We start from the raw sequence: 22,045 nt of genomic DNA on the forward strand, positions 1-22,045 counted from the left end.
TCTCCCGAATCGAGGCTCCCCCACGGCGGCAGCGGCATATTCACCGCCGCCAGTTGAGGACGTTACGGAAGGTGGGCACAGCGCAACACCCCCAGCGGGCCCAATCTTGAATGGTCCGAACGGACTATGGGTAAGCGGCAGATCACCCGGGGGAGTGAGGGGGCGACATGCCCGACAAAGGGGGCATTGCGGGTCAGTTCAGTTGCGTCACAACGGACACCGCATGACACACGAGGTGGATCCGGACACGGGCTCAACACCCTTCGACGGAACTCATGTGAAAAAAGTCGAAGAGATCCGGAACGCTTCGGGGCTGCCGGACGTATTGATTACGTGGCCTCACTGCTGTGACAGTTGAGTGCAGCTTAGGCCAAGGCATATACGCTTGTCCGGCGAATGAGAACGTAGGCTGCTCCTATGCCAAAGAAGCGCTCGGGCGGTGGCCTGTCTCCCACACAGCAGGCTGCCAAGTTCCTCGGTGTCAGTGTCCTCGCGGGGGCCGTCATGGCCGGCATCGCGCTGCCCGCTGTGGGCGCGCTGGGCCTGGCGGCCAAGGGTTCGGTGGAGAGCTTCGACGAGCTCCCGGCCAACCTGAAGACCCCGCCGCTGAGCCAGCGCACCACCATCCTCGACGCCGAGGGCGGCGAGATCGCCACGGTCTACTCGCGCGACCGCACGGTGGTCGGCCTCAAGGACATCTCGCCGTACATGCAGAAGGCGATCGTCGCGATCGAGGACTCGCGCTTCTACGAGCACGGCGCGATCGACCTGAAGGGCGTCCTGCGCGCGATGAACAGCAACGCGCGCAGCGGTGAGGTCTCCGAGGGCGCCTCCACGCTCACCCAGCAGTACGTCAAGAACGTCTTCGTCGAGGAGGCCGGCGACGACCCGACGAAGGTCGCGCAGGCCACCCAGCAGACCATCGGCCGCAAGATCCGCGAACTGAAGTACGCGATCCAGGTCGAGGAGGAGCTGGGCAAGAAGACGATCCTCGAGAACTACCTGAACATCACCTTCTTCGGCCAGCAGGCCTACGGCATCGAGGCCGCCGCCCAGCGCTACTTCTCCAAGTCCGCCAAGAACCTCAACATCCAGGAGTCCGCCCTCCTCGCCGGTCTCGTCCAGTCACCGAGCCGCTACGACCCGATCAACGACGAGACGGAGGCGAAGAAGCGGCGCAATGTCGTCCTGCAGCGGATGGCCGAGGTCGGCGACATCTCCCAGGAGCAGGCCGCCAAGGCCGCCAAGAGCCCGCTGGGCCTGAAGGTCAGCAAGCCGAAGAACGGCTGCATCACCGCGGTCAGGGGCGCGGGCTTCTTCTGCGACTACGTGCGCGAGGTGTTCCTCAACGACCCGGTCTTCGGCAAGACCCGGGAGGAGCGGGCCAAGGTCTGGAACCGGGGCGGTATGACGATCAAGACCACGCTGGACCCGCAGGCGCAGGAGGCGGTCCAGCAGTCCGTCAAGGACCACGTCTACCAGAAGGACGAGGTCGCCACCGCCGCCACCATCGTGGAGCCCGGCACCGGCAAGGTCCTCGCGATGGGCCAGTCCCGGCCGTACGGCAACGAGGCCAAGAAGAACGAGACGATGCTCAACCTCTCGGTCGACGCGAGCCACGGCGGCGGCGCGGGCTACCAGCCCGGTTCGACGTTCAAGCCGATCGTGGCCGCGGCGGCCCTCGAGGGCGGCATGCCGGCGACCAAGGTGTACGCGTCGCCGTACGAGATGGAGTACCCGAGCCCGGTCCAGGCCTGCGACGGCAAGATCTGGAACGAGAAGGGCGTCACGCTCACCAATGAGAACGAGACCGAGGTCGGTCCGTACGACATGAAGGAGGCGACCGCGAAGTCCGTCAACACCTACTTCATCGAGATGATCTCGGAGATCGGCATCTGCCCGGTGACGACGATGGCGGAGAAGATGGGCGTCGAGCGGGCCGACGGCGGTGACCTCGCCCAGGCCCCGTCCATCGCCCTCGGCACCATGGAGATGTCCCCCCTGACGATGGCGGCCGGGTACGCGACGTTCGCCTCGCGCGGGATGTACTGCACGCCGGTGGCCATCGAGTCGGTCACCCAGAAGGTCGACGGGAAGACGGAGTCCCTGGAGGTTCCGAAGTCGACCTGCCGGCGCGCGATGTCGGAGACCACCGCCGACACCATCAACACCCTGCTGAGGGGTGTGGTCGAGGACGGTACGGGTACGCAGGCGGGCCTCGGCAGCAGCCGTCCCAGCGCCGGCAAGACGGGTACGACGGACGAGCGGTACGCGGCCTGGTTCGTGGGCTACACGCCGAACATGGCCGGCTCCGTCTGGGTCGGCGACCCCGCCCACAAGCGGAAGATGCAGAACATCACCATCGGCGGCGTCCCGCACGACAAGGTGTTCGGTGGTGCCGTGCCGGGCCCGATCTGGCGCGACATGATGAACGGCGCTCTGGACGGCAAGGAGGCGCCCGACTTCAACCTGGTGAACATCCCGGACCGCAAGGACCGCGACAAGGACCGGGACAAGGACCGCGGCCGTGACCGTGACGACGACGGGAACAACGGCGACGACGGCTTCCTCGGCGGCCTGATCAACGGCGGCAACGGCAACGGCGGCGGTGACAACGGCGGCCCTGGCGGCAACGGCGGCCCGGGCGGCACCGAGCCGGACCCGACCTTCTCCATCCCGGAGGGCTTCATCGAGGGACCGGGCAACGGCCCCGGAGGACGCGACTGACCGCCTCCGCGCGCACCACAGGACTCCCCCTTTTCCTGGAAGAGGGGGAGTTCTCTTTTTTCACCGATCGCACAACCGGCATCGGACATACCTCCGGCGGCTGGCGTAATTGCGCCAACATCATTGACCCGAACAGCTCCTTTCGTGACAGTTTGCACCCCTTTCAGGAATACCGAACCTCCCCGTATGGTCATCGCGTCGAAGTGGCGATCCAGCGTGCCAAGAACGCGCTGAATCGCGCGTGCATGAAGCGATTCTTCTTCGACTACGACCCTCCGGCTCCCGGCGGGCGCCCCGCGCACAGCTACAACGCGGCCAACATGAAGCGGCGTTGGGGCATCACGGATCCGGCGGAGGCCAAGGAGCACGGTTACCGGCTGCCGCAGGAGCCCAAGGACGACGACTGGCGGCCGTACGAGCTGGAGGGCCCGGACGCCAACTACGTCTTCGACCTCACCCTGGCGTCCGGCGCGTCCGGCGCTTCGCACAGTTCGTACCGCCGCCGGCGCTGGAGTAGTACAGGTAGGCAGTGGACCACACTTCATTGTTGGTCCCGATCAGGTTGTACGCGCCGATCTGGGATCCAGGACACCCGTATGCGAACGGAGCATCTTTCCGGGTGACGGTTGAATTGGAGCGTGGCGTAATTACGCCTTCGCTTTCCGCGGGGCCGCTCAGCCGGCCAGCGCCTTCTTGACCAGCGCCGCGACCCGGCCGCCCTCGGCCCGGCCCGCGACCTTCGGGTTCACGATCTTCATGACCTGCCCCATGGCGCGCGGCCCCTCGGCCCCGGCGGCCTTCGCCTCCTCCACCGCCTGGGCGACGACCTGCTGCAACTCCTCGTCGCTCAGCTGCTGCGGCAGATAGGCGGCCAGCACCTCGCCCTCCGCCTTCTCCCGCTCGGCCTGCTCGGGGCGGCCACCCTGCGCGAAGGCCTCCGCCGCCTCGCGGCGCTTCTTCGCCTCACGGGTGATCACCTTCTGCACCTCGTCGTCGGAGAGCTCCCGCTTCTCCTTCCCCGCGACCTCCTCCTTGGTGATCGCGGCGAGCGTCAGCCGGAGCGTCGAGGAGCGGAGCTCGTCGCGCTCCCTGATCGCGGCGTTGAGGTCATCCTGCAGCTTCGACTTGAGCGTGGTCATGGCCCGATTGTCGCAGGTACAGGTGCGAGAACGCCCGCCGATTTAAGATCCCCTGGTTCCAGGCGTGTTCGGCCCGCCGTCCGCGGTCTGACACGATGGACGCATGCGCGCGCGATACGGAATCCCCCTGGGAATCACGGCGGCCGGGGCCGCCGGGCTGCTGTACGCGGCGGGCTTCGAGGCCCGCTCCTTCCGACTGCGGCGGGTGACCGTCCCCGTACTGCCCTCCGGGATGAGGCCGCTGCGCGTGCTGCAGGTCTCCGACATCCACATGGTCGGGGGCCAGCGCAAGAAGCAGCGCTGGCTGCGCTCCCTGGCGGGCCTGCGCCCCGACTTCGTGATCAACACGGGCGACAACCTCTCGGACCCGGAGGGCGTACCCGAGGTCCTCGACGCGCTCGGCCCCCTGATGGAGTTGCCGGGCGCGTACGTCTTCGGCTCCAACGACTACTACGGCCCCAAGCCGCGCAACCCCGCCCGCTACCTGCTCGAGAAGGTCCAGGGCCGGCACGGCCTGAACGGCAACCCCCCGGTGGTCGGCGCGGTCCACAACCCGTGGGAGGACCTGCGGGACGGTTTCGACTCCGCGGGCTGGCTGAACCTGACCAACACCCGGGGCACCCTGAAGCTCGAGGGCGCGTCGGTCGAGCTGACCGGCCTGGACGACCCGCACATCAAGCGCGACCGCTACCTGGAGGTGGCGGGCGGCCCGTCGAACGCCGCGGACTTCTCCATGGCCGTCGTCCACGCCCCCTACCTGCGCGTCCTGGACGCCTTCACGGCCGACGGCTACCCGCTGGTCCTGGCCGGCCACACCCACGGCGGCCAGCTGTGCATCCCCTTCTACGGCGCCCTGGTCACCAACTGCGACCTGGACACGGACCGCGTGAAGGGCCTGTCCAGGCACACGGCAGAGGGTCGTACGTCCTACCTCCACGTGTCGGCGGGCTGCGGCACCAGCCGCTACACACCGGTGCGCTTCGCCTGCCCCCCGGAGGCGACACTCCTCACCCTCGTCGACCGCGACCAGGGCACGCTCCGGTAACCCGTCCGGCCCACCCATATCGCCCCAACCGGGACATCCCCGCACGCTGGGGTGCATGACCGCGCCGATACCCAGGGACATCCCGGACCTCCCCGCCCTGCCGCGCTCGAAGCCGCGGCTGCTTCCCTCCGCCGTCCCCGCCAGGGCCGTCGTACCACTGGTACGGCGGCCCGTGGCAGCGGCGTACCGCCTGACCCTGGCGCTACTGGCGGCCGGTGCGGTCCTGGTCGAGACGCTCGCCGGCAGCCCGACCCGGATCCTGAGCTACTTCGCGGTCCAGAGCGCGGTCCTGCTGGCCGTGGTCATGCTCGCCTCGGCCCGCCGCGCATGGCTCGCCCGGCACCCGCTGCCGGGCGCGATCACCGGAGCGACGCTGCTCTACGTCACGATGGCGGCTCTCGTCCACCACACGCTCCTCGCGGACGCCACGCCCCGCTTCACCATGGCGGACGGCCCCGTCGGCCCCGCCTGGCTGGAGCCCCACGCGGCCCACACCCTGCACACGGTGCTCCCCGTGGCCGCGCTCCTGGACTGGCTCCTCCTCTCCCCCTCCGCCCGCATGCACCTCCGCCAGGCCGCGACGTGGCTCCTCTACCCCATGGCCTACCTGGTCCTCACCCTGGCCCGGGGCGAACTCCTCCCCGGCTCCCCCATCCGCTACCTCTACCCCTTCCTCGACGTCGCCCGTGACGGCTACCGGAGCGTCCTCGCCAACGCCCTCCTCCTCGGCCTCGCCTTCTACGCCCTGGCCGTCCTCCTGGTGGCCCTGGACCACGCCCGCCCGAACCTGGTCCGCCGCCGCCCCTCGAAAACCGGATTTCGCCTCTAGCCACCAGTGGGCTAAAGTAAACGTCGTCGCCGCGACAGCAGCGACGATCGGGGTGTAGCGCAGCTTGGCAGCGCGCTTCGTTCGGGACGAAGAGGTCGTGGGTTCAAATCCCGCCACCCCGACAGAGAAACACCAGGTGAGGCACCTACTCAATTGAGTAGGTGCCTCACCTGTTTCGTGTGCGTGTCTATCTGCGTGACTACCGCTTCCCGCGTGCCTACGGCCGCCGCGCATCAGCGCCGAAGATCCCGTCCATGACCACGGCGCCGGTCTGGATCACGGGCCGGATCTGCTTCCGGTAGACCTCCTCGGTCACGGCCGTCCCGGAGTGTCCGACGAGCCGGGAGATCACTTCCAGCGGGACGCCACGGTCGGACAGCAGGGACACGAAGCTGTGCCGGAGCTCCCGGGGCGTCCACTCGTCGGCGTTGATCCCATCGACGCCCTTGAGCGCCTGACGGAAGGCACGGCGGACGTTGGCCGCGTCCAGTGGCTTGCCGACGGCCGAGGAGAAGACGAGCCCGTGTTCCTCCCACTTGTCGCCGGCCGCCAGCCGATCCCATCCCTGATCTTCGAACTGCTGCCAGAGGGCTTCGACGCAGCGCGCCGGGAGGGCGAGCGTGCGCCGGGACTTCCGGGTCTTGGTGTCACCGCCTCTCCGGACCGAGCGCCACACCGCGATGTGCGGAGGCTGCGGCGGGTCGGCGTCCGGCTTGCCCTTGAGGAAGACGTGGTCCCAGGTGAGCGCCCGCAACTCCTCGGTCCGGGCACCGGTCAGCAGGGCGACGACGATGTACGCGTACATCGAGGTCCCCTCGGCACCCTTCAGCACGGCCTCGGCCTGAGCGAAGGTGAGCGCCTTGGAAGGACGTCCGGCTTGTCCCTGGGGCACCGAGCACAGCTCGACGACGTTGCGCTTCACTTTGTCCCGGGCCATGGCCCGCTTGATCGCGCGGTTGAGACACGAGTGGATCGCCTGGAGAGTGCGCGTGCTGAGCGTCTTCGCCTTGGCGGCAAGCCAGCGGTCGACGTCCTCCGCGCTCAGGTCGCGGAGCTTGCGGGCACCGAGCGACGGAATGACGTGCTTCTCGCTCAGGAGCGTGGTGGTCTCGACGGTGCTGGGGTCGAGGCGCGCCAAGCCGTACGTGAGCCAGTCCGTCACCGCGTCCTTGACCGTGTAGTTGGTGGGTGCGATGGCGAGGCCGTCCTCATGGTCCCGCAACACCTCCTTGAGCTTGTTCTTGGCCTCCGTCTTGGTCTTGCCACTCCCCCGCTTCACGATCCGCTTTCCGCTCGGATCGAACCCGAGGTTCGCCGTGGCGATCCACCGTTTCCGCTTCTCGTCCCAGTGCAGGCCGCCGTCACCACGGCTCCGACGCTTGGTCATCAGGCCGCACTCTCCATCTGCTCCGCGATGAAGTCGCCCAGGGCGGAGGCCGGAATGCGTCGGCACCGACCGATGGTGACCGAGGGCAGCCGCCGCGTACGGATCAGGTCGTACACCGTGGACCGACCGAGTCTGAGACGGGCCATCACCTCGGCAACGGTGAGCAGTTCGTCATCGTGCACGGTCAGGGTCTCCTTCTGTGTCGTGGGAAGCGGGGTGCGAGGACGCGAAGAGGGCTTCTGCGTCCGTGAGGCCGGTACCGGCGAAGCGCCAGTGGGAGAGGACGAGCACGGTGTCCGGGTCGGGCAGCGGGTGGCCGGCCTCGGCCGCGCGTTCGCGGGCCAGGGCTTCGTTGTGGTCGGCGCGTTCCTGACGGAGGGCGCCGAGGGTGACGGAGTAGGCGCGGGACTTGGTGGAGAAGTGGCCGCGGAAGCCGAGCATGTGGGCCCACTTGCGCAGACGCAGATCTTCGAGTTCGGGCAGCGCGCCGAGATGCCAGCAGGTGAGGATCATGCGCCGGGCATGGTCGGTGACACCGGAGCCGATCAGGTCCGTGATCGGGTTCCGGACGGGCCGGTCGAGGGTGCCCGCGGTCTCGGCGCCCTTGGTGGCGTACTTGGCGACATAGGCGGCCACGGCGCGGCTGGACAGTTCCGAGGTACCCGAGAAGTCGGCCGAGCGGATGGGGCGGATGTCGAGCTGTTCGCCGAAGCGGAAGGCGTACGCGTGGCCGTCGAGGACGGGGCCGGGTGTCTCGGCGAGGCGGGCCGCCGAGCGGATCGCGTCGGTGAGGAGTTCGGTGGTGGCCCAGGCCGGCGGGGCGTCCTCGGCGCCCTTCGGGCCGTCGAGGCGGATGACGGCGTGGAAGTGGACGGCGCCGCGCCGCTGGTACTCGGCGACCTTGGCGTAGGAGACCTTGAGGCAGTCGCGCAGCGCCGAGCGGCCGATACCCGCGCGGGAGGCGAGCTGCTGGCGCAGATATGTGGTGAAGCGGCCCCACAGTGCCCCGGCGTGCGCGTTCCACAGGACGGCCGCGCGGTAGTCGTAGCGGTCCGGGGCCAGGGGCGTGCCGAGGGCGGGGTCATCGTCCGGGTGGAGGCGTCCGCAGCGGCACCGTCCGCTGCCGGGGCGGTTGTGGACGGGGCCGAAGGACGGGGCGGTGAAGGTAGCGAAGACGCGGGGGTGCTGGGCGACGGACGGGCCGATGCCCTTGCCGCCGCTCAGGCCGGCCGTGACGAGGTGGAAGGTGTCTTTGCGGTACACCTCGGCGCAGGTGGCACACCGAGTGGCCCGGCGGTTGTTGCAGCGGATGAGGAGCTGTCCGGCCGGAAGGGCACGGTCGATGACCTCACGGACGATCTCACCCGTGGCAGCGTGGACGTCGAGCCGGTGGCCCTCCATCCGTACGGGCCGCTCACAGCCGCCGAGGCGCTGGATCTGGTGGGCGTAGGCGCTGAGGTCGCCGTGCCGGGCGAGGGACGCCAGACGGCGGATGGCTCCGGCCGAAGCCGTGGAGTGCATGTGCGGTTTCCTCCTGGCGGAGAAGTCGAGGGACTGGGCGACAAGCCCCCGCCCGGCTTGTCGAGGGGGCTAGACAGTGCAGGCAAGCCGGGCGGGCGGAGAAGAGGAGGTCAGCGGCGAGTGAGAAGCGAACGGAGGACGACGGCGCATACGGCCACGGACGCGGCGGTGATGGCGACGGCGAGGAGCATGGAGACCAGGACGGCGCCGACGACCAGGACTACGGCGGTACCGCCGCCCACGAGAGCGAGCACGGTGCCGGGGGTCAACTGGACGGCCGGGCGGGACGGCGTCGCGGGCACGGCGGTCGGCTGCGGAGTCGTGACAGCCGGAGTGATGGCGGCCGGTTCGACGACGGCGGGCGGGGTGACCAGGCCGGTCGGCTGGGGCATGGTTGGCATCTTCGGCTGGAACATGAGCAGGTCTCCCTTCGCGGTTACTTGACGGCGGTGTCGAGGACGGGGGCCAGCAGGCTGTCGGCGAGGAGATAGCCGCCGAGGAGCAGCGCGGCGATGAGCCACCAGGGCGGACGGATGAGCTTGACGCCGAGCACCCCAACCACGAGCAGGGCGAGCCAGAGCGGTACGTCCATGGAAGTGGTCTCCTCTCAGGCCGAGCAGCGGTGGATGCGGGCGGCGAGTTCAGCAGCGGCGCGGCTGTCGTACTCGGCGGAGAAGTCGCAGCGGGGCGCGGTGCAGGCGGCCAGGTGGCGGTTCCGTCCGCGGTCGATGTACGAGGCGACGTTGACCGGGCCGATGCGGCGGACGTTGCGGAAGCGCGGGTTCATGGTGGTGCTCCTCTCTCAGAGGTGAGCGGCGATGGATGCCGTCATGGACGGGGGCAGGCCGAGCCGGGCGCGCACGGCGTCGGGATCGGCAGGGCGACCAGTGGTCGAGCGGTGCTCGTCGGCCAGAGCCCGGACGCGGTCGACGAGGGCGGGTGGAAGCGCAACGGCCGGAGCAGGCGCCGGGGTCGGAACGGTGACCGGTTCGGCGGCAGGCTCTGGAGTGGTGAGTGGTGCCGGGAGCGCGTGCCGGTCGGTCACGTCGACTTCGACGGGTGGGGCGGGGTGCGGCTCCGCTTCCGTGTCAGTGGTCGACGCGGTCTGCTCCCTCGGCTCTTCCTGAATGTGTGGTGTGTGGGCCAGGAGAGTTCCGCCGAAGAAGGCGACGGCAGGCCAGCCCGCGACTGTGACGCGAAGCCAGGCCGGTACGTCGTCCAGGTCGAGGAGTCCGGCCGTGGCGACGTTGGCACCGAGGGACGCGGCCAGCGCAATGAGGAACCACAGCCGCGGACCACCGGCCGTCTGTCCCGCTCGCTGCGCCTGCCGCATCCGGCGCCAGGCGGCGACCAGGAGCAGGTCGACGCTCACGGGGTAGGCCCATGCCTTCCAGCCGTCCTGTCCGGCCGCCGCAGCGAGGTCGTGCAGATGGGAGAAGGACAGAGCGCCGGCGATGACGGCCTGAACGATCACGGCGTCCACGCGGGCCAGGTGAGCACGCATCGACTCGACTCCTTCCGCGTGATCAGCCGTCGGACTTGAGGGAGTCGGCACGCTCGCGGGCGAGTCGGGCCACCTCGGTGGCGCCGGTGTCGCCGGGCGTGTGGGCGGCGATCCGCTCCAGCAGTTCCGCCTTACGCTCCATGAGCGCGGCGTGGTCGGCGGAAGTGCGGCTCTGCCTGAGCGCGGCCAAGTCGGCGATCAGCGCGCTCACCTCGACGATGGTGGGGCGTGACATGGGTTTCCTTTCGGTTCCGGGCATGGAGGGGGTAGGGACGCGGCGCGAGATGGTCACGCAGACCGTGGAGAGGGGGGAGGGCGGTTACTCGATCACCGGACGAGCGGCGGGGACGGCAGCCGAGGACGAGGACGACTTGGCCGCGTCCGTGACGACGGGCCGGAAGGAGTCGAGCCGGGGCAGTGCGGGCGCCAGGGCAGCCGTGTCGCGGCAGATGGCCGCAGCGTCGTCGAGGGTGAGGTGTGGTGAGCGGACGCGGGACCAGCCGCCGGAGGAGTCACCGACGACGGCGACGCCGGGCCGGTCGGCAGGGATCGAGGTCGCGGCCAGGGCCGCTTCAGGAGAGACGTCGGCCAGCGCCATATTCGCCGAGGACTCGTCGTTGACGCGGTGGCAGACCCGGCCGGTCAGCTGAGCGCGGAGCATCGTTGCGCCCCTGCCGAGTTCGGAGCCGAAGCGCTGCCCGCACACCTCCAGGTAGATGCCGGCCGCTCGACCGAGCTGGGCGAGGCGGATGAGCTTGGTGACCATGGCGTCCCGCCGCTTCTCGTCGTCCTTGCTCGCGGCAAGGAAGAACTCTGCCACTTCGTCGACGACGACCACGACCGGCACCGGCCGTACGTCGTCCGGCAGCCCCCACACGTCCGAGGTGAGTACGGAGTCCGGACCGGCCACGCCCGAGAGCCCGATCAGGCGGAACCGTGCCTCCATCTCCTCCAACAGGGCGTCCAGGAGATCGTTCGCCCGATCCGGGTGGTCGGCGAGGGCGGACAACCGGGGAGCGAACGGCGCCAGTTCGACGCCCCATTTGCAGTCGATGCCGACGAGCACGACCGGTCGCCGGGCCAGGCCGCACAGCAGGTTGCGCAGGTAGACGGACTTGCCGGACTGCGTGGCGCCGAGAATGAGTTCGTGCGGCACGGTACGGAAGTCCCGTACATGCCATGCCCCGTCCTCCCGCAATGCGAGAGGCAGGCACAGCGGGCCATTTGTCTGCTGACGCCGGGCGGGACGGACCTCGGCGAGTACGTCCCAGCCGACCAGGCGCAGTTCGAGGCGTCCCGGCTTGGTGGAGCGGACATGCACGGCATGAGCGCCCCAGGCGTGCCGCAGCCGGTCGGCCGAAGCGGTGAAGTCCTCGGGCGCCTGCCCGGCAGCCAGACGCAGCCGCATCACGAGACCGGATCCGGTCGGCCACGGTAGCGAGTGACGCGGCGGTACGGGAGCCGCCTGCCACCCCACCACCCGGGCCGTGGCCCGACGGATGGCTGAGGCGGGAACCGTCAGGCCGCACGCGTCCATCGTCGCCCGGTACGAGGTGAGCACCCGCAGCGCGACGGCTGGATACCCGATGAGCCACCAGAACAGGACCGGCAACCGACGGCGGAGCACGAGCAGCGCGGCCAGGACCAGCAGGACCGGTAACAGCACGCGGACGATGTCACCCATGGTCGTCAGCCCTGAGCCGGTGCGGCGGCGCTGACCATGACGGCGTCGGCCCGGTAGGCGATGCCGTGCCGGGCGCGCCCGCCGAACTCGCTCTCCCAGGGCCGGGCCACCAGGCCCGACAGGAAGACCGGTGCACCCATCACCAGGCCGTCACCGATGCCCTGTTCCGGGATCGTGACCTTGACCATGTCCGAGCCGCCGGCCGCGATGAACACCAGCTCCAGCGTCATGAGCCGCTGATTGGTCACCGGGTCCACGGCGACCTCTCCGGTCTGCCGGTCCCTCACCTTGACCTCGGGCAGCTTGGTAACGAGGAGCGTCGCGTCCGAAGTGTCCACGGGGATGACACGCATATCAGAACCTCACTGGATTGTGGGCACCGGTCGCCCGGCACCGCGCTACATGAGTACCCCCCTAGACAGTGCAAGGAGGGCGGCCCCCAACTGTCTAGGGGGGTTGACGACCACCGTAAACCGACACCCCGTCAACTGTCTAGGGGGGTATACGTACGTGTCTTGGTGTCCGCGGACGCTCTACGGCAACGCCCAGTGAAGGACAGTGGCGTCGTCCCGCGCCTTGCCACGCGGCCAGCGTCGGCCGTCGGGGTCGCCGGCCTCGGCTTCGCGCACGCGGCGGATCAGCTCGTCCGGCCCGGAGGAATCGAGGACGGCCAGGATCTGCCGCCAGTCGGCAAGTTGGAAGCGGTCGACGAGTCGCGTCGCGCCGTCACTCATCAACGTCACGGATGCCAGGGATTCCAGCGGCACCGTCCCTGTCAGGGCGTGTTCGGCCGCTCGCGGGTCGGGACCCGCGATCCAGAAGCCGCCCGGCCGGTTACGGAGCCCCGTCAAGGCGTCCCGGTACTCGGCAAGCGCAGCGGAGTGCTCAGGAGAGCCTGTGGGCAGCGCGTCGACCGGCCCACGCAGGCGCTTGCCCACCTCATCCAGGCGCCGGTCGGTGACCACGTGCGCACTCCCGCCCTTGTCGGCGAGGAGGAGCGAGGAGTCGCCGAGGACGAGGTGCTCCAGCACTCCCCCGCCGGCCCGTACGGCGACGACCGTACTGGTGGGACTGGCCCGGTAGGTCAGATCGCAACTGTTCTCGTGCAAGGCCCGGACGAGGCCGATGGAGTCGGCCAGACAGGCGGCGAGCGGCCGGGCCGGCTGCACGGTGATGCCGCGCAACAGGAGGCCGCCCAGCGTCGAGGAGAACCAGGCGACGCCATGGGTGCATCCCGTCTCAGCACTGCCCACGCCGGCACCGTCTAGGAGGACAGCCGCGCCAGAAGCAGCAGCGGCGAAATCCTCGTTACTTCCGTCCGGATCAGCAGGCAGTGAGGCGAGGGTCACCCTCACGCCTCGGTCTCCTCGTCGTGCCGGTACAGGGGGCAGAGCAGTTCGACGGACTGCGGTTCGCTGGTCTCCGGGTCGTACTCGACACCCACCAGCGTGGAGAAACGGCGGTCTCCCACCTGCCCCCACAGCGTGTTGAGGTCGTTGGCGAGCAGTTGCACGACGCCGAGGGAGCCTTGCGTGTGGATACCGGCGATGGCGAGCAGCGAACCGGAGCCGTCCGGGCGCGACAGTCTGCCGATGTATCCGACGTCATACGGCCGGGCCGGATCACTGTCCTGTCCCGACCGGTGCACGGTGCCGGTACGGCGGTCCACCACTGTCCAAGGCCCGTCTTCCGCGCGCTCCCAACGCAGTACGGGATCCTGCCCGTACGTCTCCCACATTTCCTGAGACATGCGCGGCCCGCAGACGACGACCAGGCCTTCCCGGTTGAGGTCGATCTCACCACTCACCGGCACGTGTTCCGAGGTGACCTCGAGCCCGTACGATCGCGCCAGATCCTCCAGCCGCTTGCCGGAACTGACGTCGTCCACGGCGACGACCGTGCGCCCACGCTCGTCGTCACGCCGCAGCGGAGTGGCGACGGTAACGGCGCCCCGCCCGAGGAAGGCACCTTCCGGCGCCGGACCGGTGTGCCGGATCTGGTGAATCCGCCCACGGCTCAGACCTGCCTTCGCTGCGATCTGCGCATACGACAACCCTTGCGCATGGAGATCCTGCACCACACGCCGACGAAGCCGGGCCAGCTCGGTCACCTCTTGCTGCGCGTCGGCCAACCGGGTCGTGACCTCACGCAGGAGCAGGTACGGATCGTCAATCGCCATGATCCGTTGCAGCTCGTCCGACATGACCTCACCTCCTAGCACTAACCAGGAGTCTAGGGCCCTAGACGAAACGGGCGGGAGACGCCGCCCTGAACGAACGCCTATCACGTAGAACCGGGCCCGCCGCCGAGGAACACCCCGGGGACTCACCCTGCTCTACTTACAAAGCAGGCACGGCCCACCGCCTCACACGGAACCATCACGCACTCACCCGCGCCAGCTCTGCCCAGATGCATCGCCCGCCGGGCCGGTCCTGTACACCCCAGTCCTTGGCACAGGCCGTGACCAGTAGAAGGCCGCGGCCACCTTCTTCCACATCGCTGTTGACACTGCGAAGCAGCGGTTCCCTGTCCCCACCTGCGTCGATGACTTCGATGCGTACGACGTCGTCACCGAAGCCAACGACCACCAGGAACCAGCCGCCGTACCAGCCGCTCCGCGTGTGCCGGACGGCGTTCGTGGCCAACTCGCTGACGATCAACAGGGCGTCATCAACAGGAACTGACCCTTCATCCTCGAGCAGGGCCGCGACGAAGGCACGAGCCTCCGCCACCTTGCGGGGCAGGCCGGGAAACTTACGGCTCCACTGTTTGAGCATGCGAACACTCCTCGTCTAGGGGGCTAGACAGCACAGCGAGCAGAGTATTCTCATGCGCGACAGCAGGCCAGGCATCGTGAGGAATTATTCCTCTAATGAGTGGTGCAGTCCGCCAACTCACGGAACTCGTGCATCACGCGGATCAAGAGCTCCCGCATCTCAACCCCGAAGACCGCGGCTTCCTCGAAGCGGCTGAAGGTCTCCTCGTATGCGGCGACCTCAGCGGAGTCGTCCACGACCCGCTCACCCTGGAAGGTCTCGACCACGACGGCCCGCTGGTCGCACAGGGTGAACCCGTGACGGGGCATGACAGGTACTGCCCGACGCCAGGGGATGATCCCGAGACGTACGGTGCTCAGACTGTCGACGGCCAGGAGCCTGTCGAACTGAGCGAGCATCAACTCAGGAGTTCCCGGCCACGTACGCAAGACGGCTTCCGTCACGACAAACACCGACTCCCGTCCGGGCTCGTACAAGACGCTCTGCCGCTCCACGCGGGCAGCAACAGCACGGCCGACAGCCTCAGGCGCGGGGTTCGGTGCGCTTTCGAAGACGTGCCGGGCATACTCGGCGCTCTGGAGCATGGCCGGCAGGACGACGCATTGGAATGAGCGAACCAGCCGAGCGGACCGCACCGCTTCATCAAGGACTGCCCCGTCGGGTGCGTTGTCGTCGGATGCGTCAACGGTGTTCGGCGCATCCTCCACGGCGGCCAGGAGGTCACGCACCTCACGACTGGCCGGCTCATCAAGGTCGAGAGCACGCGATAGGCGACCCAAGACGTCGGCGCTGGGAACCATCCGCCCGTTCTCGATCTTGGACACGGTCGGCTGTCCCACGCCGGCGCGTTGTGCCAGCACAGCACCCGTCAGACCGGCCTCTGCCCGGAGCCCTCGAAGACGTGCCCCAAGCGCCGTCATCCGCTCCTGCCGCTCACTCCCCATGACCAGGTTCTACACCACGAGGAAGCGGACATCGGCCCCTAACCTAGATGATCAACCTCCCGTAGGACCGTGATTCAAACTTTCTCTACTGGTTCAAGACGGCTCGCTCCGCTCGCCGCGCGCGGCCCGGCCCTCGCCCGGGCCTGCGCTCCTAATGGCGCGGTAAGACGTCGGGCGGTGAGTCATGCCAGGCGTCTGGGCGGGTGGGCATGTGGTGATCCGTAGTCGCTCCTGAGGCCTGACCTCTCAAGACAGAGTCGGCCCCACGTGCCTTCCCGCTCTGTGAAGCATCGCCGGGGTGGCGGGGCCGGTCCGCGCTCATGCCTTCGTCCCGCGCGGACCGGCCCCACCACCCACGCTCGCACACGAACACAGCATCGTTGCTTCTCGTGGTCCAAGCCGCCGCCAGGGAACACCTCTCACCGCTTGACGAACACTCCCAGTTCCGCACCTGACCGAGGCCCCTGGCGACCGCTGGGATTGCGAACGGCTAATCGGATGACGGGCCCTGAGCCCTGCCATTAGGGAGACGCGCAACCCCGCCACGGCGACGACCTCACCTCACCGGCACCCACCCAAGGACACCACCATGACCAGCGTGTTCTGCGGCATCGACTGGGCCACCGACCACCACGACATCGCACTGCTCGACCAGGCCGGCACCCTCCTGGACAAGCTCCGCATCGACGACACCCCCGCCGGCCTCAGCCAGCTCCTGCAACTGCTCGCCCAGCACGGCGACAGCCCAGAGAACCCGATCCCGGTCGCCATCGAGACCTCTCACGGACTCCTGGTCGCCTGCTTACGCGCCACCAGCAGACCCATCTACGTGATCAACCCGCTCACCGCCGCCCGCTACCGCGACCGCTACGCACTCAGCCGCAAGAAATCCGACCACCTGGACGCCAAAGTCCTGGCCAACATCCTGCGCACCGACCCGGCAGAACACCGGCCCCTGCCCGCGGACAGCCACCTCGCCCAGGCCATCACCGTCCTGGCCCGAGCCCAGCAGGACGCCGTCTGGGACCGCGTCCAGACGGGCAACCGCCTGCGCTCCCACCTGCGCGAGTACTTCCCCGGCTTCCTCACCGTCTTCAGGCACTTCCGCGAAGGCCTCGCCTCACCCGTCACCCGCACCCTGCTCGCCGCCGCACCCACTCCGACCCAGGCCGCCCAGCTCACCCAAGCCCAGCTGCGAGCGATCCTCAAGAAGGCCAGACGCCAACGCGAGATCACCGGCGAGGTCGAACGACTCCACACGCTGCTCCGCGAGCCACAGATGCATCAGCCACCCGTCATCGAGCAGGCCATGGGCACCAAGACCCTCGCTCTGCTGCGGCAGTTCGACGCGGCCTGCACCAGCGCCGACGACCTGGAAACAGCCACCACCACGGCCTTCGCCACCCACCAGGACGCCGAGATCATCACCAGCTTCCCCGGCCTCGGCGCCCTGACCGGCGCCCGCATCCTGGCCGAACTCGGCGACGACCACACCCGCTTCACCAGCCCACGCGCTCTGAAGGCCTACGCCGGATCCGCCCCCATCACCCGCTCCTCCGGACGCAAGACCACCGTCCTGGCCAGGCATATCAAAAACCAGCGTCTCGCCTCAGCCGGCCACATCTGGGCCTTCGCCGCCCTCACCGCATCCTCTGGAGCACGAGCCCACTACGATCGCCGCCGCGCAGCCGAAGACAGACACGTCGCAGCCCAACGCAACCTCTTCAACCGCCTACTCGGCTGCCTGCACCACTGCCTCACCCACCGCATCCCCTACGACGAGCAGACCGCCTTCCCCAGCACCGCTTGACTGATCAACCGCATCGGATGTCTGTCTCCGCCCCGCTCCAGCCCGGCCGGCACCCGCGCCGCGCGCGTGGACAAGCCGAGGGCCACAAGGTGAACACCTCTGGTGAGCCACCAAGATCAGAACGATGCCTCCGGCGGGGGATCGGCCAGCACCGGGATGGACGGGGCGCCATCGCCGACTGCGGGTTCGTCGTGGCGTGCGCGGGGGCTTCCATCCCGTACGCCGGCGACCCAGGCAGAGCCGAGCAGACGCGGCCCCTGGCGTCCAGGTCGTTCGTACAGTGGCGCGCTCCACCTGGACGCCAGGAACCACGCCAGCTCCACGGTGTGTGGGTCGACGGCGGACGGGATGGAAGCTGGGGCCGGTAGGGGCGTAGGTTCCCTACGGCTGCATGTCGGCGCCCCGAAGCCTGGACCTAAGCAGTTACCAAGATTCGACCGTCGGTGTGCCATCCGGATCGAGCCCGTACGGCCAAGGGTCATCAAACCCTTCACGGCTTACTCTCTCCTTCGAGAGCGCACGTACGGCACCTGCGTCCCCGGCATTAGCAGCCTGTAGCGCAATCTCGACCGCACCAGCGTGATCGCCCCTATACTCTTTGAGCTCACTGAGTCGACACAGGGCATACGCATTTCCTGCCTCGATCGCCCGCCAATAAAGAGACTCAGCCTCTTTAAGGTTTCCGGCCTTTTTCATCAAGTTAGCGAGGAGCGCTAGCGGAGCATCATCGCCCGACCCGATGAGCGCTCGATAAAGAGCTTCCGCTTCCTTTAGCTTACCGGCCTTCTCTCGATTATTCGCAAGCTCGATTAAGGCGTACGTATCCCCATCCCGTCCGGCACGCTCCAGCATCTTTTCAGCTTGATCACTATCTTCTGAAGCAAACAACAAGTAGCGACACATAGTTCCATAAGTGTCACCATTGCGGCTGGCATCTGTCACGGCATTAATAAATCCCCTAAGATCCCCTGCATCTCCCTTCTCTTCGATCTCAACAATTGGATTCGCTACCCTTCTCCCCGAGCCCCACGGCCCCATAGATGAGTGCTGTACTCCCGTCACTCTGTCCAGCCTCCCTATGGTTGCGCGTGCGGCTTGGCGCACCATCAGAAGAATCGAGCGAGTGAACAGAGAGATGGCCTCGACCTTGTCTCCACCTCTGTCGGACACGATGCGGCCCAGGGAGCCCAGAGCTTCGGTATGCCCTAAATCTAGAGCTTGCCGGTACAACCTCTCCGCTTTTTCCGCATCCCCCAAATTCTCGTAAATCTCGGCGAGACGATAAGCGGCCTCCCCGTCGCCGGCTTCAGAAGCCTTCCGATACCACTCTTCGGCCTCATCTCTGTCACCGGCGTCTTCACGGAGATATCCCACACTATTCATGGCGCGAGCATTTCCCATTTCGGCTGACCGCCGATATAGGGACTCGGCCAATTCGGGATGCTCTTCCATCCACATATCCGCTAGTTCAATCAGCGCAGAGGCATCCCCGTGTTCCTCAACCCGTCTAGTTAGGCGATGAGCCCAGTAGAGTCGGTGCCGATCGTGAGCAGCGACGGCCAGATTTGCGAGCTCTACGAAATCCGTAAGGTACTCATGAGCCGCCTCCCAGAACGAAGCTGGCGGGCAGCATTGGTTACGGTCAAGTCGCCCCAGTTGTTCGAGCGAGTCAGCCAGTCGGTATTTACTGGACGCGATATTGTCTATCTGGTGCAGTTGATGCCGATAAGACGCGCCGCGAATACGAACGGGCACCAGGGGCGCCAAGTTCCCATGCACTGGCCTATTGGATTCACGAAAGGCTTCGTAAAGCCAATTATCCCCAAGGGTCAAGTATTCGGGATCTGTGAGATAGTCCTCCGCTGCATGAGCAAGAAAATTGCCCGCTATGTGATTCCCGACACCGAATCGACGTCCGTCCATGGCGGCCTGAATCAATGCTCTCACGGCAGGGGCGGCCATTCTGTATCGCTCAGACAAGGCTGGAGCTCCTGCGAGATACTGAGTCAGGCGCCCGTCTTGCGCTTGATTCAATGCTTGAGTCAGTTGCGGGTCGCCTGCGCTTGCCATGATCCGAGCATCTCTGATTGCGACTGTGTCAAAATTATCGGGAACAGAGATCAAGCGGCCCGCCAAAAGTTCACGCGTTTGCGGATATGGATCCGGTTTTCCCGATGCGGGAAGAGTCGTGTATTCAGTCGCGTAGTTATTCCACAAAGTACCCAAAATCAGGATCGGGCTAGCCTGTCGGTTAAGTAGGAGAGATCGAAGGGCAGCCGCAATGTGCTCTCCCACCCCTTGGCCGGCACCAATGTAATGCTGAGTTTCGTTTAGCCATACCACAGTGCGCGGCCCCACACACTTGAGATCGTTCAAGGCGGCCTCAGCTCGTGTGGGATCGAATGGGTGCCAGAGGCGCCATCCCTGAGACGCTAGGGGTTGAATTGCCTCCCAACACGCGCGAGTCTTCCCTGTCGAGGACGAACCGACCAGCACGACCATCCCGCTTTGCCCGTCGGCTGCCGCCTTAACAAGAGCCTTCAGCTCTCCATCGTGGTTACGACGTACATAGCCGGGAAGCCGACGAGCCTGCATGCTCTTCGGTTCACTCAAAGCAGGTACGACGTCAATGGCCGGATGAACTTCAAGGTCATGGGGGTCAAACTCAGCGATTGGCCGCCCAATGCCCGCCTCTAAGGAGATCCCGTTCTCCTCTGAAGACCTGTGTTGAACACCAGCAGCGGTCGTCCGAAGCTTCAAGAGAGCCTCCACATCAAGGTGGAGTGCTCGGGCAAGCGCGCCAACGGTTCGGGCGGAGGGAGCAGGGGCGGACCTGTTGAACGCTTCACTGACAGCAGTTCGTCCCAACTTCGAGCGCCGTGCAAGGGCAGTCTTCGTTATGCCCAACTCTGCCAGGCCGTGCTCCAGACGAGCACGTAGTTCAGCCAGAGCCGCCGCAGGCGACGAATCATCCTCCATGGCCATGCCATCTCCCGTGGTCGTTCGCTCCTGTTCGTCTTCGACCAGTTCTACCGTCGCGGACCACGACGAACAGCAACTTGAGGAGATTGAGCAGCACAGGTTGACGCACCGATAGGAGACCGATCGTGTCTTACCACTCTGCTGTTGTTGTTCTGGGCTGCGCCGTGGCCGTGTTGCTCGCTGTGCTTGTCGCGATTGCTACCGCAGTCTTCGCACGTCGAGATCGCGCCACCTACCCCGCAGCTTGCTCGAAGGCAGCCGCAGCATTCGGAACGGCCCTGACACTGGCTTGCAGTGTCACTACGGCGCTGGTGGCAGTCACACGCTGATCATGGGTCTCCAGCCCGCCGGAGCCCTTCATTGATCGCCTCCACCGACCTCGGCAAGCAAACTTGTGACGCGACTGACTGACTCGGCTGAACCCGCTGCCGTGCCAGATGCGTGCCAGGTAGTGCGGGGAACCACGGGGAACAGCAGTCACCCACCCAGCACGCCCGTAGGTCAAGACACCGCTTCTCAACAGGTCAACAAGCCTGCCGGCCGCGCAGAACCCAAGCTTCCCAAGCTGAAGGCTCCGGACTCTCGTGAGCAGTTACCCCGGTCGGCCCCCTGCCCTCGCAGGCTCTGCCAGACTCCCTTCATGGGGCATTGCGCTGGGGTGACACGGCAGGGACGAGCGTGCGGAAACCCTGCCGGATGGAACGGCTACTGCCATCTGCACGGTGGTGGAGGCCGACGAAGCCGAAGCCCACGTGTCTCTACTCCTCCCCGACTTCCGCGCATGCCGGCGCGTCCGGAACCACAGCCGCAACGCAGGCGCAGAGGTTGGTTCTGGTGGTTGAGGTGGCTCTTCATGGGTTGGTTCGAGGCGCTGCGTAACGCGGTAAGCCGACGCTCATGACGGTGCTGGCTGGGCCGTCCCTGGGCCGTCCGAGGCTGCTCGGCAGCGACCAATGACGACCAACGACGACCACCAGGCGCACGAGCCCACCGCTCCTGACCAGCAAAAACCCAGCTAACCAAGATCCCCGGCAAGACCCAAGGCAAGAAGAAGCCGAGGGTACAACAACAATCGGCTAGCCAGGACGTCTCGCCGCCACCCACGATGGGCCCATGGACCGGTTGCAGTTCAGCGCTTGGCAGTACGTGGCGGAGATCCTCCCTCCCGAGGAACTCCCGATGCTCGCTGCGCATGCGCTTATCGATGGACATGATTCCCCTGCCCTGCGCGAGCTGGCCGGTCTGCCGCGCCGGAGCGACCCGGCCGAAGTCCGCGAACTGTACGTTCTAGCCTTGCGCGAACTTGGCATACCCCTTCCCGACGAGGAGACAGCCGGCCGATGTCTCCTGGTGAGACTGGCGTTCAGCCTCGCGAAAGGCGAGCTGAGCCCCAAGGATGTCGGCAATGGACTGTCGATGACGGTCACAGCCCGCACCCGGGAGGAGACACGGTTCCTGTCCGTCGCAGCGGACTACAGCGAATGGCTCGGACCCGACGAGCTTCCGGGATGGGAGAAGGAACTGAAAACCGCGGCCCACTCATTGGCCGCCACCACTGATCTCGGCCCCAGCATCGGTGTCCCAGGTGCGCGGTCCGACTGACTAAGCCGCGGTGAGTCATCGCCGACGCCGCTGGCCATGCAGGCAGCGGCCCGTCTCAGTTTCCCTCTCATTCATCGACGTCCACGAGCGTTCA

22 protein-coding genes and 1 tRNA gene are annotated in these 22,045 nt (G+C 67.1%); 7 read left to right on the plus strand and 16 right to left on the minus strand.

Annotated features, from left to right (window positions below; genetic code table 11):
• Positions 1-417: 417 nt before the first annotated feature.
• Positions 418-2,727: a transglycosylase domain-containing protein gene (locus tag AC5L3C_RS17040; protein ID WP_493649740.1), complete on the plus strand. Its 2,310-nt coding sequence runs from the start codon at positions 418-420 to the stop codon at positions 2,725-2,727.
• A 245-nt stretch (positions 2,728-2,972) separates the two neighbouring features.
• Positions 2,973-3,350 (plus strand): hypothetical protein, encoded by a 378-nt coding sequence (locus tag AC5L3C_RS17045; RefSeq protein WP_493649741.1) that lies wholly within the window; start codon positions 2,973-2,975, stop codon positions 3,348-3,350.
• A 51-nt stretch (positions 3,351-3,401) separates the two neighbouring features.
• On the opposite strand, the gene AC5L3C_RS17050 is transcribed toward AC5L3C_RS17045, so the two are convergent.
• A complete protein-coding gene (locus AC5L3C_RS17050; protein ID WP_125505083.1) occupies positions 3,402-3,866 on the minus strand; it encodes a GatB/YqeY domain-containing protein in 465 nt (154 codons plus the stop codon).
• Positions 3,867-3,969: 103 nt separating this feature from the next.
• Here AC5L3C_RS17050 and AC5L3C_RS17055 point away from each other — a divergent pair, with 103 nt between their 5' ends.
• The 3 genes from AC5L3C_RS17055 (at position 3,970) to AC5L3C_RS17065 (ending at position 5,862) form a co-directional block, all read left to right on the plus strand.
• The gene (locus AC5L3C_RS17055) at positions 3,970-4,911 is read left to right on the plus strand and encodes a metallophosphoesterase (protein WP_493649742.1); all 942 of its coding nucleotides are present in this window, start codon (positions 3,970-3,972) and stop codon (positions 4,909-4,911) included.
• Positions 4,912-4,966: 55 nt separating this feature from the next.
• Entirely contained in the window at positions 4,967-5,740 is a 774-nt protein-coding gene (locus tag AC5L3C_RS17060) for a Pr6Pr family membrane protein (protein ID WP_493649743.1), read from the plus strand.
• A 48-nt stretch (positions 5,741-5,788) separates the two neighbouring features.
• A tRNA-Pro gene (locus AC5L3C_RS17065) sits at positions 5,789-5,862 on the plus strand.
• A gap of 95 nt (positions 5,863-5,957) precedes the next feature.
• On the opposite strand, the gene AC5L3C_RS17070 is transcribed toward AC5L3C_RS17065, so the two are convergent.
• From AC5L3C_RS17070 to AC5L3C_RS17135, 14 genes are all read right to left on the minus strand, one after another.
• Positions 5,958-7,127, minus strand: a complete 1,170-nt coding sequence (locus AC5L3C_RS17070) for a site-specific integrase (RefSeq protein ID WP_493649744.1) — start codon at positions 7,125-7,127, stop codon at positions 5,958-5,960.
• Entirely contained in the window at positions 7,127-7,309 is a 183-nt protein-coding gene (locus AC5L3C_RS17075; protein ID WP_389496592.1) for a helix-turn-helix domain-containing protein, read from the minus strand. The genes AC5L3C_RS17070 and AC5L3C_RS17075 overlap by 1 nt, the downstream gene beginning before the upstream one ends.
• Positions 7,299-8,648, minus strand: a complete 1,350-nt coding sequence (locus AC5L3C_RS17080) for a replication initiator (protein WP_493649745.1) — start codon at positions 8,646-8,648, stop codon at positions 7,299-7,301. Before AC5L3C_RS17080 ends, AC5L3C_RS17075 begins: the two co-directional genes overlap by 11 nt.
• Before the next feature lie 110 nt (positions 8,649-8,758).
• Positions 8,759-9,064, minus strand: a complete 306-nt coding sequence (locus AC5L3C_RS17085) for a SpdD-like protein (protein ID WP_493649746.1) — start codon at positions 9,062-9,064, stop codon at positions 8,759-8,761.
• 20 nt (positions 9,065-9,084) lie between these two features.
• Positions 9,085-9,240 carry a hypothetical protein gene (locus AC5L3C_RS17090; RefSeq protein ID WP_493649747.1) on the minus strand — a complete coding sequence of 52 codons (156 nt, stop codon included), beginning with the start codon at positions 9,238-9,240 and terminating at the stop codon, positions 9,085-9,087.
• Between the two features lie 15 nt (positions 9,241-9,255).
• The gene (locus tag AC5L3C_RS17095) at positions 9,256-9,435 is read right to left on the minus strand and encodes a mobile element transfer protein (protein ID WP_231158339.1); all 180 of its coding nucleotides are present in this window, start codon (positions 9,433-9,435) and stop codon (positions 9,256-9,258) included.
• Positions 9,436-9,450: 15 nt separating this feature from the next.
• Entirely contained in the window at positions 9,451-10,152 is a 702-nt protein-coding gene (locus AC5L3C_RS17100; protein ID WP_493649748.1) for a DUF2637 domain-containing protein, read from the minus strand.
• 22 nt (positions 10,153-10,174) lie between these two features.
• Positions 10,175-10,387, minus strand: coding sequence for a hypothetical protein (locus tag AC5L3C_RS17105; RefSeq protein WP_493649749.1), 213 nt, complete (start codon positions 10,385-10,387; stop codon positions 10,175-10,177).
• An 84-nt stretch (positions 10,388-10,471) separates the two neighbouring features.
• Positions 10,472-11,836 carry an FtsK/SpoIIIE domain-containing protein gene (locus AC5L3C_RS17110; protein ID WP_493649750.1) on the minus strand — a complete coding sequence of 455 codons (1,365 nt, stop codon included), beginning with the start codon at positions 11,834-11,836 and terminating at the stop codon, positions 10,472-10,474.
• Positions 11,837-11,841: 5 nt separating this feature from the next.
• Entirely contained in the window at positions 11,842-12,189 is a 348-nt protein-coding gene (locus tag AC5L3C_RS17115) for an SCO3933 family regulatory protein (protein ID WP_037930775.1), read from the minus strand.
• A 180-nt stretch (positions 12,190-12,369) separates the two neighbouring features.
• Positions 12,370-13,191 (minus strand): protein phosphatase 2C domain-containing protein, encoded by an 822-nt coding sequence (locus tag AC5L3C_RS17120; RefSeq protein WP_493649751.1) that lies wholly within the window; start codon positions 13,189-13,191, stop codon positions 12,370-12,372.
• Positions 13,188-14,039 carry a sigma factor-like helix-turn-helix DNA-binding protein gene (locus tag AC5L3C_RS17125; protein ID WP_493649752.1) on the minus strand — a complete coding sequence of 284 codons (852 nt, stop codon included), beginning with the start codon at positions 14,037-14,039 and terminating at the stop codon, positions 13,188-13,190. Before AC5L3C_RS17125 ends, AC5L3C_RS17120 begins: the two co-directional genes overlap by 4 nt.
• 175 nt (positions 14,040-14,214) lie before the next feature.
• On the minus strand, positions 14,215-14,613 hold the full coding sequence (locus AC5L3C_RS17130; protein WP_493649753.1) for an ATP-binding protein: 399 nt from the start codon (positions 14,611-14,613) through the stop codon (positions 14,215-14,217).
• Positions 14,614-14,705: 92 nt separating this feature from the next.
• Complete coding sequence (locus tag AC5L3C_RS17135; RefSeq protein WP_493649754.1) at positions 14,706-15,557, minus strand: helix-turn-helix domain-containing protein; 852 nt, start codon at positions 15,555-15,557, stop codon at positions 14,706-14,708.
• 589 nt (positions 15,558-16,146) lie between these two features.
• On the opposite strand from AC5L3C_RS17135, the gene AC5L3C_RS17140 reads away from it, so the two are divergent.
• The gene (locus AC5L3C_RS17140) at positions 16,147-17,367 is read left to right on the plus strand and encodes an IS110 family RNA-guided transposase (protein WP_493649755.1); all 1,221 of its coding nucleotides are present in this window, start codon (positions 16,147-16,149) and stop codon (positions 17,365-17,367) included.
• 423 nt (positions 17,368-17,790) lie between these two features.
• On the opposite strand, the gene AC5L3C_RS17145 is transcribed toward AC5L3C_RS17140, so the two are convergent.
• Positions 17,791-19,743, minus strand: a complete 1,953-nt coding sequence (locus tag AC5L3C_RS17145) for an SEL1-like repeat protein (RefSeq protein ID WP_493649756.1) — start codon at positions 19,741-19,743, stop codon at positions 17,791-17,793.
• Positions 19,744-21,462: 1,719 nt separating this feature from the next.
• On the opposite strand from AC5L3C_RS17145, the gene AC5L3C_RS17150 reads away from it, so the two are divergent.
• Positions 21,463-21,951, plus strand: coding sequence for a hypothetical protein (locus AC5L3C_RS17150; protein WP_493649757.1), 489 nt, complete (start codon positions 21,463-21,465; stop codon positions 21,949-21,951).
• The last annotated feature ends 94 nt before the right edge of the window (positions 21,952-22,045 follow it).

This window comes from Streptomyces speibonae (genome assembly GCF_984686075.1).

Bases quoted from the DNA above. Each gene is read 5' to 3' on its own strand.
- AC5L3C_RS17080 (WP_493649745.1), bottom strand. From the start codon at position 8,648: ATGCACTCCACGGCTTCGGCCGGAGCCATCCGCCGTCTGGCGTCCCTC.
- AC5L3C_RS17105 (WP_493649749.1), bottom strand. From the start codon at position 10,387: ATGTCACGCCCCACCATCGTCGAGGTGAGCGCGCTGATCGCCGACTTG.
- AC5L3C_RS17090 (WP_493649747.1), bottom strand. From the start codon at position 9,240: ATGGACGTACCGCTCTGGCTCGCCCTGCTCGTGGTTGGGGTGCTCGGC.
- AC5L3C_RS17115 (WP_037930775.1), bottom strand. From the start codon at position 12,189: ATGCGTGTCATCCCCGTGGACACTTCGGACGCGACGCTCCTCGTTACC.
- AC5L3C_RS17135 (WP_493649754.1), bottom strand. From the start codon at position 15,557: ATGGGGAGTGAGCGGCAGGAGCGGATGACGGCGCTTGGGGCACGTCTT.
- AC5L3C_RS17110 (WP_493649750.1), bottom strand. From the start codon at position 11,836: ATGGGTGACATCGTCCGCGTGCTGTTACCGGTCCTGCTGGTCCTGGCC.
- AC5L3C_RS17130 (WP_493649753.1), bottom strand. From the start codon at position 14,613: ATGCTCAAACAGTGGAGCCGTAAGTTTCCCGGCCTGCCCCGCAAGGTG.
- AC5L3C_RS17070 (WP_493649744.1), bottom strand. From the start codon at position 7,127: ATGACCAAGCGTCGGAGCCGTGGTGACGGCGGCCTGCACTGGGACGAG.
- AC5L3C_RS17140 (WP_493649755.1), top strand. From the start codon at position 16,147: ATGACCAGCGTGTTCTGCGGCATCGACTGGGCCACCGACCACCACGAC.
- AC5L3C_RS17045 (WP_493649741.1), top strand. From the start codon at position 2,973: ATGAAGCGATTCTTCTTCGACTACGACCCTCCGGCTCCCGGCGGGCGC.
- AC5L3C_RS17095 (WP_231158339.1), bottom strand. From the start codon at position 9,435: ATGAACCCGCGCTTCCGCAACGTCCGCCGCATCGGCCCGGTCAACGTC.
- AC5L3C_RS17050 (WP_125505083.1), bottom strand. From the start codon at position 3,866: ATGACCACGCTCAAGTCGAAGCTGCAGGATGACCTCAACGCCGCGATC.
- AC5L3C_RS17060 (WP_493649743.1), top strand. From the start codon at position 4,967: ATGACCGCGCCGATACCCAGGGACATCCCGGACCTCCCCGCCCTGCCG.
- AC5L3C_RS17100 (WP_493649748.1), bottom strand. From the start codon at position 10,152: ATGCGTGCTCACCTGGCCCGCGTGGACGCCGTGATCGTTCAGGCCGTC.
- AC5L3C_RS17040 (WP_493649740.1), top strand. From the start codon at position 418: ATGCCAAAGAAGCGCTCGGGCGGTGGCCTGTCTCCCACACAGCAGGCT.
- AC5L3C_RS17055 (WP_493649742.1), top strand. From the start codon at position 3,970: ATGCGCGCGCGATACGGAATCCCCCTGGGAATCACGGCGGCCGGGGCC.
- AC5L3C_RS17085 (WP_493649746.1), bottom strand. From the start codon at position 9,064: ATGTTCCAGCCGAAGATGCCAACCATGCCCCAGCCGACCGGCCTGGTC.
- AC5L3C_RS17150 (WP_493649757.1), top strand. From the start codon at position 21,463: ATGGACCGGTTGCAGTTCAGCGCTTGGCAGTACGTGGCGGAGATCCTC.
- AC5L3C_RS17125 (WP_493649752.1), bottom strand. From the start codon at position 14,039: ATGTCGGACGAGCTGCAACGGATCATGGCGATTGACGATCCGTACCTG.